General features: G+C 43.4%; 10 protein-coding genes. 1 reads left to right on the top strand and 9 read right to left on the bottom strand.

The window, feature by feature from the left end:
- Positions 1–17 precede the first annotated feature (17 nt).
- From sucD to sdhC, 9 genes are all read right to left on the bottom strand, one after another.
- The gene (gene sucD, locus AK822_RS00695; protein WP_045455414.1) at positions 18–893 is read right to left on the bottom strand and encodes a succinate--CoA ligase subunit alpha; all 876 of its coding nucleotides are present in this window, start codon (positions 891–893) and stop codon (positions 18–20) included.
- A gap of 152 nt (positions 894–1,045) precedes the next feature.
- Positions 1,046–2,212: an ADP-forming succinate--CoA ligase subunit beta gene (gene sucC / locus AK822_RS00690; protein WP_055123662.1), complete on the bottom strand. Its 1,167-nt coding sequence runs from the start codon at positions 2,210–2,212 to the stop codon at positions 1,046–1,048.
- 156 nt (positions 2,213–2,368) lie between these two features.
- A complete protein-coding gene (gene lpdA / locus AK822_RS00685) occupies positions 2,369–3,823 on the bottom strand; it encodes a dihydrolipoyl dehydrogenase (RefSeq protein ID WP_060490205.1) in 1,455 nt (484 codons plus the stop codon).
- A gap of 227 nt (positions 3,824–4,050) precedes the next feature.
- Positions 4,051–5,292, bottom strand: a complete 1,242-nt coding sequence (gene odhB / locus AK822_RS00680; RefSeq protein ID WP_060490204.1) for a 2-oxoglutarate dehydrogenase complex dihydrolipoyllysine-residue succinyltransferase — start codon at positions 5,290–5,292, stop codon at positions 4,051–4,053.
- Between the two features lie 153 nt (positions 5,293–5,445).
- Complete coding sequence (locus AK822_RS00675) at positions 5,446–8,328, bottom strand: 2-oxoglutarate dehydrogenase E1 component (protein WP_060490203.1); 2,883 nt, start codon at positions 8,326–8,328, stop codon at positions 5,446–5,448.
- A 922-nt stretch (positions 8,329–9,250) separates the two neighbouring features.
- Positions 9,251–9,961 (bottom strand): succinate dehydrogenase iron-sulfur subunit, encoded by a 711-nt coding sequence (locus AK822_RS00670; RefSeq protein ID WP_055123743.1) that lies wholly within the window; start codon positions 9,959–9,961, stop codon positions 9,251–9,253.
- 211 nt (positions 9,962–10,172) lie between these two features.
- Entirely contained in the window at positions 10,173–12,023 is a 1,851-nt protein-coding gene (gene sdhA, locus AK822_RS00665) for a succinate dehydrogenase flavoprotein subunit (RefSeq protein ID WP_055123666.1), read from the bottom strand.
- A 450-nt stretch (positions 12,024–12,473) separates the two neighbouring features.
- Positions 12,474–12,860, bottom strand: coding sequence for a succinate dehydrogenase, hydrophobic membrane anchor protein (sdhD, locus tag AK822_RS00660; RefSeq protein WP_227500963.1), 387 nt, complete (start codon positions 12,858–12,860; stop codon positions 12,474–12,476).
- Positions 12,861–12,880: 20 nt separating this feature from the next.
- Positions 12,881–13,267 carry a succinate dehydrogenase, cytochrome b556 subunit gene (sdhC, locus tag AK822_RS00655; protein ID WP_083475612.1) on the bottom strand — a complete coding sequence of 129 codons (387 nt, stop codon included), beginning with the start codon at positions 13,265–13,267 and terminating at the stop codon, positions 12,881–12,883.
- Positions 13,268–14,296: 1,029 nt separating this feature from the next.
- Here sdhC and gltA point away from each other — a divergent pair.
- Complete coding sequence (gene gltA / locus AK822_RS00650; RefSeq protein WP_045455400.1) at positions 14,297–15,577, top strand: citrate synthase; 1,281 nt, start codon at positions 14,297–14,299, stop codon at positions 15,575–15,577.
- Positions 15,578–15,582 lie beyond the last annotated feature (5 nt).

The following is a 15,582-nucleotide window of genomic DNA, read 5'->3' as shown; positions in this document are numbered from 1 at the left end:
GTAGACTTATGCCTATCTTACCAACCAGTAACTTCTTTCAATTTCTCGCCAAGCTTAGATGGGTCACGCGTATACGCGATACCAGCATCTTCAAAGGCTTTGAATTTCTCTTCAGCAGTACCTTGACCACCAGAGATAATAGCGCCAGCATGACCCATACGCTTGCCTTCTGGAGCGGTAACACCAGCGATATAACCAACGACTGGCTTGGTTACATGGTCTTTGATATAAGCAGCTGCTTCTTCTTCAGCAGTACCACCGATCTCACCGATTAGAATGATCGCTTCAGTTTGTGGATCTTCTTGGAACAGTTTCAATGCGTCAATTTGGTTCATACCAGGGATAGGATCACCACCGATACCGATACAAGTTGACTGACCAAAACCAAGCTTAGTGGTCTGAGCAACCGCTTCATAAGTCAATGTACCAGAGCGTGAGATGATACCCACTTTACCTGGCAAATGGATATGACCTGGCATGATACCAATTTTGCACTGACCTGGCGTGATAACACCTGGGCAGTTAGGACCAACCATGCGTACGCCTTCAGCTTCTTCGATATAACGTTTTGCTTTTAGCATGTCTAAAGTAGGCACGCCTTCAGTAATAACGATAATCAATTTAACACCAGCATCTACCGCTTCAACGATAGAATCTAGTACGAACGGTGCTGGTACATAGATAACAGAAGCGTCAGCTTGGGTCGCTTCCATAGCTTCTGCCATCGTGTTGAATACTGGTAGGCCTAAATGCGTTTGACCGCCTTTACCTGGGGTTACGCCGCCGACGACTTTAGTACCGTATTCGATCGCTTGTTCAGAGTGAAACGTACCATTTTTACCAGTGAAACCTTGTACCAATACTTTGGTATCTTTATCGATTAATACACTCATTATTTATTCCTTGTATTCGGTTGTCTTGCAACAGCCACTTGATGATGTGTTATCCATTAAATGTTAATGATAAATTCATATCAACAAGCTGCTATTACGCGTTGACTACTATGCTTAAGCACGTATATTTAGAGGACTATGCCTCGAATATATTAAGCTTTAACAGCATCGACAATTTTTTGAGCCGCATCTGATAGGCCTTGGGCAGAAATCAATTTCAGACCAGACTCTTCTAGGATTTGCGCGCCTTTTTCAGCGTTGTTACCCTCTAGACGGACAACAACAGGTACTTTTACGTCAACTTCTTTGATAGCAGCGATAATCGCTTCTGCGATCATGTCACAACGTACGATACCACCGAAGATGTTGATTAGAACACCTTCAACGCTGCTGTCTTCAAGAATGATCTTGAATGCTTCAACAACGCGATCTTTAGTTGCGCCGCCGCCAACGTCCAAGAAGTTAGCAGGCTTGCCGCCGTACAATTTGATGATATCCATGGTCGCCATAGCAAGACCAGCACCGTTAACCATACAACCGATATTGCCTTCTAGAGCAACATAGTTTAGGTCAAACTCAGCCGCTTTAAGCTCACGCTCATTTTCTTGTGACTTGTCTTGTAGTGCTGCAATTTTAGGCAGACGATACAATGCGTTTGAATCAATACCAATTTTGCCATCAACACAAACGATTTCGCCATTTTCACGAACGGCTAATGGGTTGATTTCTAACAAGGCAAAATCGTTATCGATGAATGCTTGATAAGCGCCCGTCATTAATTTAACGAATTGATTGATTTGCTTGCCTTCTAAACCTAGTTTGAATGCCACATCACGTGCTTGGAAAGGCATCAAACCAACTAAAGGATCAACGTTTACTTTAAAGATTTTCTCTGGTGTCTCATTTGCGACTTCTTCGATATCAACGCCGCCTTCGGTTGATGCCATGAACGTTACGCGACGCGTAGAACGATCAACGACTGCACCAAGATATAGCTCAGTTTGTACTGGATACATATCTTCTGCAACCAATACGAAGTTAACTGGTTGGCCATCAGCGTCAGTTTGGAAAGTAACCAAATTGGTACCGATTAGCTCTTCAGCAACTTGCTTGGCTTCTTCACGAGTTTTAACCAGCTTTACGCCACCCGCTTTACCGCGACCACCAGCATGTACTTGCGCTTTAATAACCGCAATGTCTGTTGGCGTTTTATCAAAAGCAGCAGCAGCTTCGTCGCCGTTATAGGCAATAATGCCTTCTTGAATCGGCAAACCATAGCTTTTTAATAGCTCTTTTGCTTGATACTCATGTAAATTCATTGATTGTATCCTTTATTTTTTACAATTAATAAAAAGTGAAAACAAGTGCGCGTATATACATATTAGACAAGCATATGGCGCACTTATGATCGTGATGGAAACCATAACGACCCCATCGCGATCAGGTTATAAGTTGGTACTGATCAAACTAACGACTTATTTCTTACGCTTTTTACGCTGAATGGCGTGAATAGCACGGCCATCAGCAGACAGAGCAGCTTCATGCACGGCTTCTGAAATGGTTGGATGAGCAAAAGTCATCAACTGCAAATCTTCGATACTAGAGACAAATTCCATCGCGATCATACCTTGATGGACGATATCACCAGCACCAGCAGAGATAGCATGCATACCTAATAGGCGATCTGTTTTAGCATCAGCCACGACTTTGATAGAGCCTTCTGCTTCGCTTTGAGCCAATGCACGGCCGTTCGCTGCTAGATTGAATGAACCTGTTTTGACCTCAAAACCAGCGGCTTCAGCTTCTTGCTCAGTCAAACCAACCCATGCGATTTCTGGATGGGTATAGATGACGTTAATGATGGTGTCATAATTAACTTGGGCTTTTTCGCCATGAATGCGCTCAACGGCCATCATGCCTTCTTCCATCGCTTTATGCGCAAGCATTGGACCACGAACCAAATCACCGATGGCATAAACACCATCAAGATTGGTTTTACATTGATCATTCACGTCGATAAGACCACGTTCAGTCAATTGAATGCCACTGTCATCACCAAGCAGTTTCTCAGAGTATGCACGGCGACCAACACAAACGATCAGTTTGTCGAAGCTTTCTTCAGATGACTCGCCTTTGGTTTCGCTCGTGACAACAACTTGATCGCCTTTGACTTCAGCATTGGTTACTTTGGTATCAACACGGATATCAAGACCTTGCTTCTTCAGCATTTTGCCCGCTTCTTTTGCGATATCTTTGTCAGCAGCTGCTAAGAAACTTGGCAACGCTTCATAAACAACCACTTCAGCGCCTAGACGACGCCATACTGAACCAAGCTCAAGACCGATAACGCCAGCACCAATCACGCCTAAACGCTTAGGCACTTCAATGAAATCAAGTGCACCAGTCGAGTCAACGATACGATCGCCGTCAGTTTTGGCCACGGGAATATCGATCGGCACAGAACCTGCCGCAAGAATCACGTTTTTAGCAGTGATGGTCGTTTCTGCTTCATCAGCAAGCGCGGTAAATTTAACTTTTTTATCAGCGCCTTTACCATCAACCAGCGTACCCCAGCCTTGTAGCCAGTCAACGCCATTGCCTTTCAATAGTGCAGCAACGCCGCCCGTCAATTGCTTAACGATACCTTCTTTGCGTGCAATCATTTGCTCAATATCAATAGCAACGTCACCAGTGCTGATACCATGTTCAGCAAGGTCATGCTTCGTCGCTTCGTAACGATGCGAGCTATCAAGTAGTGCTTTTGATGGGATGCAACCAACGTTCAAGCAAGTGCCGCCAAGTGCTGGCTCACCTTTATAAACACGTTTTTCGATACAAGCAACGCTCATACCTAACTGACCTGCACGGATAGCGGCTTCATAACCACCAGGACCGCCGCCGATGACGACTAAATCATAATTGTCTTTCATAGTACGTTCCTATTTCTAATTATCGTTCTAATTGTAAATATCGTTTAAACTGAGGATTGTCTCGTTAATAAATAAGCGATTTTTTTAGTCCATATGTTTCGTTTCTACTCTATGGTAAATACACCATATCAGCGAAGCATTCTTATTTATTAATAAACAACGAGCACCACTGTTTAGACTAAAGTTAAAAAGCTTGTATCAGCGGTTGCCAATACAAGCTTAAAAGCTTACAGGTCTAGTAGCAACATGGCTGGATCTTCAACCAATTCTTTGATGGTTACTAAGAACTGTACTGCTTCTTTACCATCAATCATACGATGGTCATAAGACAATGCAAGATACATCATCGGTAGAATTTCAACTTTACCATCAACAGCCATAGGACGGTCATTGATCGCATGCATACCTAGGATAGCCGTTTGTGGTGGGTTCAAAATAGGTGTTGACATTAATGAGCCAAATACACCGCCATTTGAGATAGTGAAAGTACCACCAGTCATGTCATCTAGACCAAGTTTACCTTTTTGAGCCAAGCCACCAAGCTCACGGATACGGCTTTCAACATCAGCCATGCTCATGCGATCGGTATCACGTAGTACTGGAACAACCAAACCACGGTCAGATGATACAGCAACACCGATATCGTAGAAACCATGATAAACAATGTCATCACCGTCTAGTGACGCGTTTACTGCTGGGAAGCGCTTAAGTGCTTCGGTTGCCGCTTTCACGAACAATGACATAAAGCCTAAACGTACGCCATGACGTTTTTCGAACTGGTCTTTATATTTAGCGCGCATGTCCATTAATGGTTTCATGTTCACTTCGTTAAACGTCGTTAGCATCGCCGTTTCTTGTGAAGCTGCTAGCAGACGATTGGCGACTGTCTTACGTAGACGTGTCATTGGAACACGTTTCTCAGTACGCTCACCCATTGATTCAGCTACTGGACGGCCGCTATCAGATTTGATGCTGCTGTCTGCTTTCAATGTTGGGTTAGCCATATCGGTTTTGGTCACACGACCGCCGCGACCACTACCTTCCACTTCTTTAGGATCAACGCCAGACTCTTTCGCTGCTTTACGTACCGCTGGGCTTTGATCTTTATGATCCGCTTCGTCTTTTTTATCTGTTGCTTGTACAGGCTCGCCACCATCTGCTGCTTGCTTGGCTTGTACTGGCGCGGCTGGTTGATCTGGATCTACCGCAGGAGCACTATCTGAACTGGCGCTTGCACCAGCTTCGAATTGACCAATGATCTCGTCAGACAACACGGTATCATCAACCTGCTTAACGATTTTGGTCACAACGCCGTTATCAGGCGCCACAACTTCTAATACGACTTTATCAGTTTCGATTTCAGCCAATAGGTCATCACGATTGACTTGCTGACCTTCAGTGACATGCCACTCAACGATAGTACCGTCGGCAACTGATTCTGGAAAAACGGGGGCTTTGATATCAGCCATCGATATACTCCTTAGATTGGGATATTCATATTTGTTATTAAGTCGTGATAGGCAGTCAGTGCCATCTTGCATAGCGATCTTAGATAATACTATCTAGATTTTATTACAACATACTGACTGTTATCGCCTGATTCATTTATCTTCAATAATCTGTTACTTAGCCAACTCATCGACACTGATACCAAGACCACCAGCGATCAACGCTTGCTGCTGCTGAGCATGTAGTTTCGGTGACCCTGTTGCAGGTGCTGCACTCGCAGGACGCGCCACTGGCTCCATGACTTTCGCCTTGGTTGGGTGTGGTACGACGATACGGAACATATGCGGTGCTAAATAATACCAAGCGCCTTGGTTCAGCGGCTCTTCTTGCGTCCAAACGATCTCAGCCAAGTTGCTGTATTTTTCAATCTCAGCCATCAAACGCTGCTCTGGTAATGGGTAGAGCTGCTCAATACGAACAATAGCGACATGATCTAGACCTAAGGCGCGGCGCTGCTCAAGCAAGTCGTAATAAACTTTACCACCACAAAGCACCATACGAGTGACTTGGTCTGCATTTTGGTTATCCATCTCTGGCAGTACCGTTTCAAACTTACCATTCGCCAGCTCTTCAAGATTTGAAGTGGCTAGCTTATGACGTAGTAAGCTCTTCGGTGACATGACAATCAATGGCTTACGAATTGGGCGAACCGCTTGACGACGTAGCGCATGATAGATCTGTGCAGGTGTCGTTGGCGTTATTACTTGCATATTGTCTTCAGCACATAGTTGTAAGAAACGCTCAAGACGAGCAGATGAATGCTCAGGACCTTGACCTTCAAAACCATGTGGTAATAACATAGTTAGACCACAAACGCGCTGCCACTTGGTCTCACCACTTGAGATAAACTGGTCAATCACCACCTGCGCGCCGTTGACGAAGTCACCAAACTGCGCTTCCCAGACGATCAAGGCGTTTGGTACTGTCGTTGCATAACCATATTCAAAGGCTAATACCGCTTCTTCTGACAACAATGAGTTATAAGTGGCAAAGCGGGCTTGAGTATCACTCATATGAGCCAATGGCACATACATACTGCCATCATTGATATTATAGATTTCGCTATGACGATGTGAGAAAGTACCGCGACCCACATCTTCACCAGTAATACGTACCAATACTTTATCGTTATCGACTAGTGATGCGTATGCCAACGTTTCAGCTGCACCCCAGTTTAATGGCTCTTCACCTGTCTGCATGGCTAAGCGCTGCTCAACCACTTTTTGGACTTGGCGTTGTAACTTATAGCCTTCTGGCATTTCCGCCATACGACGTCCATACCCTTTTAGAATCTCGATGTCGACACTGGTATCCCAATCATCCACCAAATCGTGACCTAAATAAGGTTTCCAATCGACGAACAATTCTTCGTTAGGCTCATTAACCAATGAGTTTGCAACATAGTCACCACGGTCTAAAGACTCACGATAGTCATCTTCATACTGCTTTTCTTCTTCAGCATTCAAAATACCGTCTTCGATGAGTTTTTGTGCATAAATCGTACGAGTCGTTGGTAGCTTCTTAATAACTGCATACATGAGTGGCTGAGTCGCTGACGGCTCATCCGCTTCGTTATGACCATTACGGCGATAACAGAACAGATCGATAATGATGTCTTTATCAAACTCATGACGGTAATCTAATGCTAACTGCGCGGCAAATACGACCGACTCAGGATCATCACCGTTCACATGTAGGATAGGTGCATGTACCATTTTTGCAACGTCAGTACAGTACTCAGTCGAACGCACGTCTTCTTGACGGCTGGTCGTGAAACCGACTTGGTTATTGATCACAATATGTACAGTACCACCAGTGGTATAAGCACGGGTTTGTGACATTTGGAACGTTTCTTGAACCACACCTTGACCAGCAAACGCAGCATCACCATGAATAACGATTGGCAATACTGAATTACCACCTTTATTATCCAATAGCGGCTGATCGTTGCGGCGCACCTGACGAGCACGTACGGAGCCTTGCAATACCGGTGCAACAATCTCAAGATGTGATGGGTTAAATGCCAAAGCTAAATGCGCTTCACCGCCTGGCGTCATCACATTCGATGAAAAACCATTATGGTATTTAACGTCACCTGAGCCTTTTTCTGGCTGTACTTTACCATCAAACTCGTCAAACAAGTCCGCAGGGTTTTTACCTAAGATATTGACCAGTAGGTTTAGGCGACCACGGTGAGCCATACCAATGACCATCTCTTTAGTGCCATAACCGCCTGCACGTTGGATGATTTCATTGATAGCAGGGATAAAGCTTTCGCCGCCCTCTAGCCCGAAACGCTTAACGCCCGTATATTTACGTGCTAAGTATTTTTCTAGACCTTCAGCTGCTGTTAGGCGCTCAAGAATAGATAAGCGCTTTTCTTTATCAAACTTGATGTAACCTAAGTTAGTTTCTAGATACTTTTCCATCCAGCGTTTTTCAGTACTGGTGGTAACGTGCATGTATTCAGTACCAATGTAACGGCAGTAAACACGTTCCATAATTTCGATGATTTCACGTAAAGGCGCTTCGTCTTTACCGATGTTCAAATCATTGGTAGGAAATACTGTATCCAGATCTGCTTCTGAAAGATTATGATAAGCAAGGGTTAAATCTTCCACTTCTGCACGTGGATGTAGATTTAACGGATCAAGCTTGGCGCGGCGATGACCACGGCGACGGTAAGCTGAAATTAGCTGTTGTACACCCATTTGTTTAGGGTTAGCACAGTCGACTAAGCCTGCATTTTCAGCAGGCGCTTGAGTGCTGGCTTTATTAGCAGTTTGGTTGCGAGCAAGCAACAAAAACTGTTCCTTAATAGCGTTATGCTGTGCATCGTTTGACGATTTGTATTGTTCAAAATACGTTTGCCAATCGGTATCAACGCTATCAGGGTCGTTTAGGTACTGCTCATAAAGAGCTTCTATATAGCTGGCGTTGTCAGCAGCCAGTTCTGTATGTCCTAGGCTTGCGGCTTCTTTAGTTATACTATTCATAATAATCGTCTATTTGATAGATAAATGAATGGAATCGTGCTTATTATTGTGTAATCTGTTGTATGTGAGACATCTAAATACTTAATGCTATAAAAACTCAATCGTATTCTGTTCAGTACTGATTTATGAACCACACTTATTGCTATAAAAGAAGTACGCTTATCTGTGCTTTTGCTTATGACAGACAGTGATGCTAAATAGTGATAATAAGTGCCATTACAATACCTATATTAAAAATATAATTATTTGTGAACGTCCAGTTTTGTTATCTGACTCGTCTCACAACATTAATTTATATATACTGAAGTTAGTCATAACCAATTCATCAAAGATAAACGATCGATGAATTATTGACGCCTTCAGATGGCCTATCATTTGGCTATCCTCGCTGGAACGTCTGGTTATTCCCAAGCTATCATTACTTTTATGGCAAACATACGTTGCTGTATAGAGTAGCATGACAGCGTTTCGCGCCATAGTTTGTTTGTTCAATACTAACTATTTAGGTAATGAATATCTACTATCATTTTGGATGCATTATTCCAGTCTATTATTTGTTTTGAATACTTATTTATCAGTAAGTTAAACATTAACGACTGATAGTAGTTCGTCAAAACGACTAATTATTAAAATAATGCGCTATTCTAACATTTAACGTGGTGAATATCTCTGGCTGAATACTTTTTTCTAACACCAATTATATAGATTGCTGACGTATATATCATGCCTTCTTACATACAACCAACGTATTGATAGCCAAGCCTTACCTTTAACCATGTCGAATAACTTTCTCTATAAGCCCTATCTGACACTGAAAGACAATCAAAGAATCTCAGATATATTGTTCATAAAAAACACCACCTAATGATTAGGTGGTGTTTTTCGTACGCTATCTGCAAAAAAACCAGACAATTATAAACGATTAACCTGCTTGGTCAATGAGCATATTACGTAAATGACCAATTGCTTTGGTTGGGTTTAAGCCTTTTGGACAAACTGATACACAGTTCATGATACCGCGGCAACGGAATAGGCTAAATGGATCATCTAAGCGCGCCAAACGCGCTTGCGTATCACCATCACGGCTATCAGCCACGAAGCGATAAGCGTGCAATAGTGCTGATGGACCTAAGAATTTATCAGGGTTCCACCAGAACGATGGGCAGCTGGTTGAACAGCATGCGCATAGAATACATTCGTACAAACCGTTTAGCTTTTCGCGTTGCTCAGGTGACTGCAAACGCTCTGTCGGCGGTGCTGGCTGGTCATTGATCAAGTACGGATGTACTTTCTCATATTGCTCATAGAATTGGTTCATATCAACAACCAAATCGCGAACAACAGGTAGACCTGGTAATGGACGAACCGTGACTTTTTCTGGCAGAGTGTTCATGTTAATGAGACACGCTAGACCATTTTTGCCATTGATGTTCATGCCATCAGAGCCACAAATACCTTCACGGCAAGAGCGACGGAAGGTCAGTGTTTCGTCTTCCTTTTTCAGGCGTAATAACACGTCAAGCAACATACGATCTGAGTCTAGCAACTCAATCGTATACGTTTGCATGCGCGGCGCTGCGTCCAGATCAGGATCGTAGCGATAGATTTCGATGGTGCGAGTACCTCGGCTCATAATGCTAAACTCCACACGTAGGTGATGGCGGGCATACAAAGGTTGCAGCATATCAGCGCTATTGATTAGCCCATATTGACAGTAATTATCAAATATCAACTAATCATATTGTCACGCTGGCATGAGCATGTAGCTGGCGGTCACCTTTTAATAAATGAATAAAAAATAAAACGTTTACGCTGTTCGTATCGCTAAATTGCGCAGTCTAAAATTAGTAGACGCGAACTTTCGGTTCGATATAATCAACCGTTAGTGGTACTTTACGCACTGGCTTATAAATGATGCGATTGCCTTCAGAATACCATAAGGTATGCTTCATCCACTCGTGGTCATTACGGCCATTTGGTGCGTAATCATCATCTTCTGGACGGTCATAGTCAGACACGCTATGAGCACCGCGGCTTTCGTGACGCATTGCCGCTGATACCATCGTCGCTTTGGCCACTTCATACAAGTTAGCCACTTCGAATGCTTCAATGCGCGCTGTGTTAAATACTTGTGATTTATCGGCCAAATGGATTTTTTCAATCTTGTCACCAAGCGCTAAAATCTTCTCAACGCCTTCGTCCATCATCGCTTGCGTACGGAACACACTCGCATGCGCTTGCATGGTTGCACGAATCTCGTCAGCCACGTCTTGGGCATTGTAGCCTTCGGTCGACTGTTGCAGCTTGTCTAAACGACCGACCGTATAATCTAGCACGCGTGGATCTAGAGGCTTATAGTTATGATCGGCATGATGGAATTCATCAACGATATGTTTACCAGCAGCACGACCAAATACCAATAGATCAAGCAAAGAGTTGGTACCTAAGCGGTTGGCACCGTGAACACTGACACAAGCACATTCACCGATAGCATAAAGACCTTTAACCACGTTGCCTTTTGCATATAGACCGTCTTCGTCCGTACCTGCTTCTAGATCAGGCTTAATGACTTGACCATGGATAGTGGTTGGAATACCGCCCATCATATAGTGAATGGTTGGAATAACGGGAATTGGCTCTTTGGTGATATCAACGTTAGCGAAGTTTTTACCAATCTCAAATACCGATGGCAAACGCTTCATGATGGTTTCTACACCCAAATGGGTCATATCCATTACGATATGGTCAGCGTTTGGACCACAGCCGCGACCTTCTTTGATCTCTTGATCCATGGAACGAGAAACCAAATCACGTGGTGCCAAATCTTTCACGGTTGGCGCATAGCGCTCCATGAACGCTTCGCCATCTTTGTTACGTAAGATAGCGCCTTCACCGCGGCAACCTTCAGTTAACAGTACGCCTGCACCGTGGACACCTGTTGGGTGGAACTGCCAAAACTCCATGTCTTGTAATGGAATACCAGCACGAACGGCCATACCAATACCGTCACCAGTATTGATATAAGCGTTAGTAGAGGCGGCAAAGATACGACCTGCACCGCCTGTCGCTAGGACAGTAATCGGTGACTGGAATACGGCAACCGTACCTGTCTCTTGCTCAAGCGCGATAACACCGTTGATATTACCCGCTTCGTCTTTGATCAAATCAAGCGCAATCCACTCGATAAAGAACTCAGTGCCTTGCTGCAAATTCTTCTGATATAACGTATGTAGTAGCGCGTGACCCGTACGGTCAGCCGCAGCACAAGCACGTTGTACGGCTTTTTCGCCATAGTTTGAGGTATGACCACCGAATGGGCGCTGATAAATCGTGCCGTCTTCGTTACGGTCAAACGGCATGCCCATGTGCTCAAGCTCATAAACGACCTTTGGCGCTTCACGGCACATGTATTCAATCGCGTCTTGGTCACCCAACCAATCTGACCCTTTAACGGTGTCATAAAAGTGGAAATGCCAGTTATCGTTGCTCATGTTGCCCAAACTTGCGCCGATACCGCCCTGAGCCGCAACCGTGTGCGAACGGGTTGGGAATACTTTGGTCAAAACGGCAACTTTCATGCCCGCTTCTGCCAAATGTAGTGAAGCGCGCATACCTGAGCCGCCGCCACCAACGATGACTGCATCGTAGTTTAGCGTCTTAATATTACTAATGGTATTATCTTGTCTAGTTGCCATTACGGTTTTCCTAATGCCTATTAATGCTTAGAAGTAAATAAAAAGGCTGTCTCAAAATCATCCTATTGCTGAACAAAACACTTTATTGTCTTGCCATTATTTGCAATTATCAAAGTGGATGACGCTCACAACCCTTAACCACCTAATTTGCATATCTATCGTTATATTGGGTTCGTTCACTGACTAAACCATAGCGCACCTATTATATAAGTGACTGGCTAAGTCAATGATGTCCAACGCTATGATTGGCTATGACTATTTTTGGCTACTAACGGATGACTTTGACATTTGCTAATCGCGTCCGTTATTGTTTATAGATAAATCAAGTTACAGATAAATACATAGTCTGTTCAATATAATATGGATACAAGGAAGGCGAGTCACCAGAACTACAAATAGTAGAATAAGCGAGCCTGACACCGTATCCAGATTATAGGGGATTGGCTATCGTTAAACAGCAACCACACCGAAACCAGTACCCCAAAAAATCATGATGCCCCAAAATAGAAACACTAAAATAGCGATAATCATCAATGACTGTAGCACTAAGCGTAGACCTGCTGCGCTTGAGCCCAATTTGCCAGTAGTGATATAGTCGGTGAACACGGTCCACATACCAACCCAAGCATGACCAGCTAGAGCAAGTACCGCCACCAAGCTAAATAGACGCATAGGTAAACTGGTCATAAATGATGACCATTCAAGATAAGTAACATCGCCGTGCGTCAAAAAGAAGCCCAGCAATACCACACTATAAACGGCTAAAACGACAGCGCTAATACGCTGGATAATCCAATCGCGTGAGCCTGAACCTGTCAGACCAGTCGCACTTTTGATTCCTGAATCATTTTTTATCATTAGAACATCACCCATACAAATGACGCGACAATTAGAATCGCTGCAATCACAAAACTAACCATAGACGCAGTGCGGCCAGATTTTAGCTCTTCGTTCATGCCCATATCAGCGAATAAGTGCTTAATACCCATCACAAAGTGATAAGCAATCGCAGCAACAAATATCCATGCTAAGAAGCGCACAAGTACGTTGTCAAATACGGTCTCAAAGCTCTCAGCCGAAGCCAATGAGTTCTGTAGTAACCACAGCATGACAGGAATCAATAAAAATAAAATAATGCCAGAGATACGATGCAAGATAGAGGCGATCGCAATCGGTGAGCGATTAACGCTAATCACTTGGCTTAAAGGCAGATCAATAGGTCGGTTGCTTTTCACAGCGGGCATCCTTTTTGCGGTTATACTCCTGTATCTGCTATCAACGCTTGATATCACTGATGTCGATTAAGCATTGAGCAACACACGAGACGAATAAAGTAAGGAAGAGCTAGCTGACTTCGTTTAGTTTGCGCTAAATATGAAGAAAGGATCGTGGGGTACAAGGTATTGATAAACTGTTTAATATCGCTCGTCAAATCGACAGGTCTATAAAACAACCCGTCTATTATACAACAAAGAAAATAAACATGAGTAAGATCGATTAACTAGTCTATTTTTACTGGTCATATCAATAAAAACAACGCTACTCCGTCATCGATATCAATACAGCCCTTTTACTAATGACTTAAAAATAGAACAGTTAACAAAAGCATTCAAACCCTGGATTACAGATATTGTCTATCAAAACGCTAGTGCATCGTTACTCTTGTGCTACTCAGCCATAACCGAGTATGAATAGAAAAACGACACTACATCATGACCACTTATCAATTCGCACAAAGCGAGTGCCAGTTAAGTTCCTACAATTATAAAATGACTGGGCGATAATTACAAATTTATCCCCTAAGTAGTAAAAGGCAAACGCTGGGTTAACAAATAAATAGACAGCAGTCATACGTATTTGCCAAAATTACTCAATTTTGAGGAGATTTATGCCAAACTCAATTCGTCTGCTACGCATACTCTGTCTGTTTTTAACCCGAATATTAATCAAACCTGCTACATTATTATCGTAAAATTCTTTAAAAATTATGCGGATAATGTAGCTGTACTTACTGTCATAAAAACAAGCTTTCTAAGCAAAATAACCAATCAGACATATTTTGATACAAAAATTACAGTGAATAAACACGACTAAACCGTGCCAATTGGTGCTATTGATGGTAAAAGTCTTTTCAAATCATAAGTAATTACTGCTAATATACCCTGCGTATTAAATGAGTTAAATGCATTTTTATGATTTGACTAACGATAGACCGAGGGTGTGCGTCTGTCGTAATTTTATTCTAACAAGCTAAAACCAATGGAGAGCAATTTATGGCTGACACTAATGCCAAACTAACCGTCAATGGTAAAGAATACGAGTTTCCTATTATCGAAGGTACTTTAGGGCGTCCAGTTCTAGATATTGCTGCTCTACAAGAATCAGGATTTTGGTCTTATGACCCTGGTTTTAAAGTAACCGCCCCTGTTGAATCAAAGATTACTTATATTGATGGCGGTAAAGGTGAGCTACTACACCGCGGCTACCCTATCGATCAATTGGCAAACAATGCTGAATATTTAGAAGTGGCTTATGCCTTGATTCATGGCGACTTGCCGAACGCTGAGCAAAAAGCAGATTTCTTTGAAAAAATCCGTAAGCATACGGGTGTTCATGATCAGTTGCGCAAGTTCTTTGAAGGCTTCCGCCGTGACGCACATCCAATGGCCATTATGGTTGGTGTCGTTGGTGCTTTATCCGCGTTTTATCATGAAGCATTAGACGTCAGTAACGAAGAGCATCGTGAAATCACGGCTATCCGTCTAATCGCTAAAATGCCAACGCTTGCTGCGATGAGTTATAAATACTCGCAAGGCGAACCGTTCATGTACCCACGCAATGACTTTAGCTATGCTGAAAACTTCTTATACATGATGTTTGCCACGCCTGCTGATGTTGATTATAAAACCAATGACGTCATCACTCGCGCCATGGACAAAATCTTTACTTTGCATGCTGACCACGAGCAAAACGCGTCAACGTCTACTGTACGTCTAGCTGGTTCTACTGGCGCTAACCCTTATGCGTGTATCGCTGCTGGTATCGCCGCCCTTTGGGGACCATCACATGGCGGCGCGAACGAAGCCGTGCTTGAGATGTTAGATGAGATCGGTTCAGTTGAAAATGTGCCTGAATTCATGGAAAAAGTGAAGAGCCGTGAAGTGAAGCTCATGGGCTTTGGTCATCGCGTTTATAAAAACTTTGATCCACGCGCACAAGTAATGAAAGAAACTTGTGACGAAGTGTTAGGCGCATTGGGCATCAATGATCCTAAGCTTGAGCTTGCCATGGCACTTGAGAAAATCGCTTTAGAAGACCCGTTCTTCGTTGAGCGTAACTTGTATCCAAACGTTGATTTTTACTCGGGCATTATCCTTAAAGCCATCGGTATCCCGACGTCAATGTTTACCGTTATTTTCTCATTGGCTCGTACTTCTGGTTGGATCAGCCATTGGTTAGAGATGCACAGCACACCGTTCAAAATCGGTCGTCCACGTCAGTTATACACGGGTGAAACGCATCGCGACTTCGTTAAAGTTGAAGACCGTAAATAGTCACT

It is taken from the genome of Psychrobacter sp. P11F6 (assembly GCF_001435295.1).
Lineage (GTDB): Bacteria > Pseudomonadota > Gammaproteobacteria > Pseudomonadales > Moraxellaceae > Psychrobacter.
The sequence above is the reverse complement of the archived record's forward strand: the minus strand, read 5'-3'. Positions and strand labels throughout refer to the sequence as shown.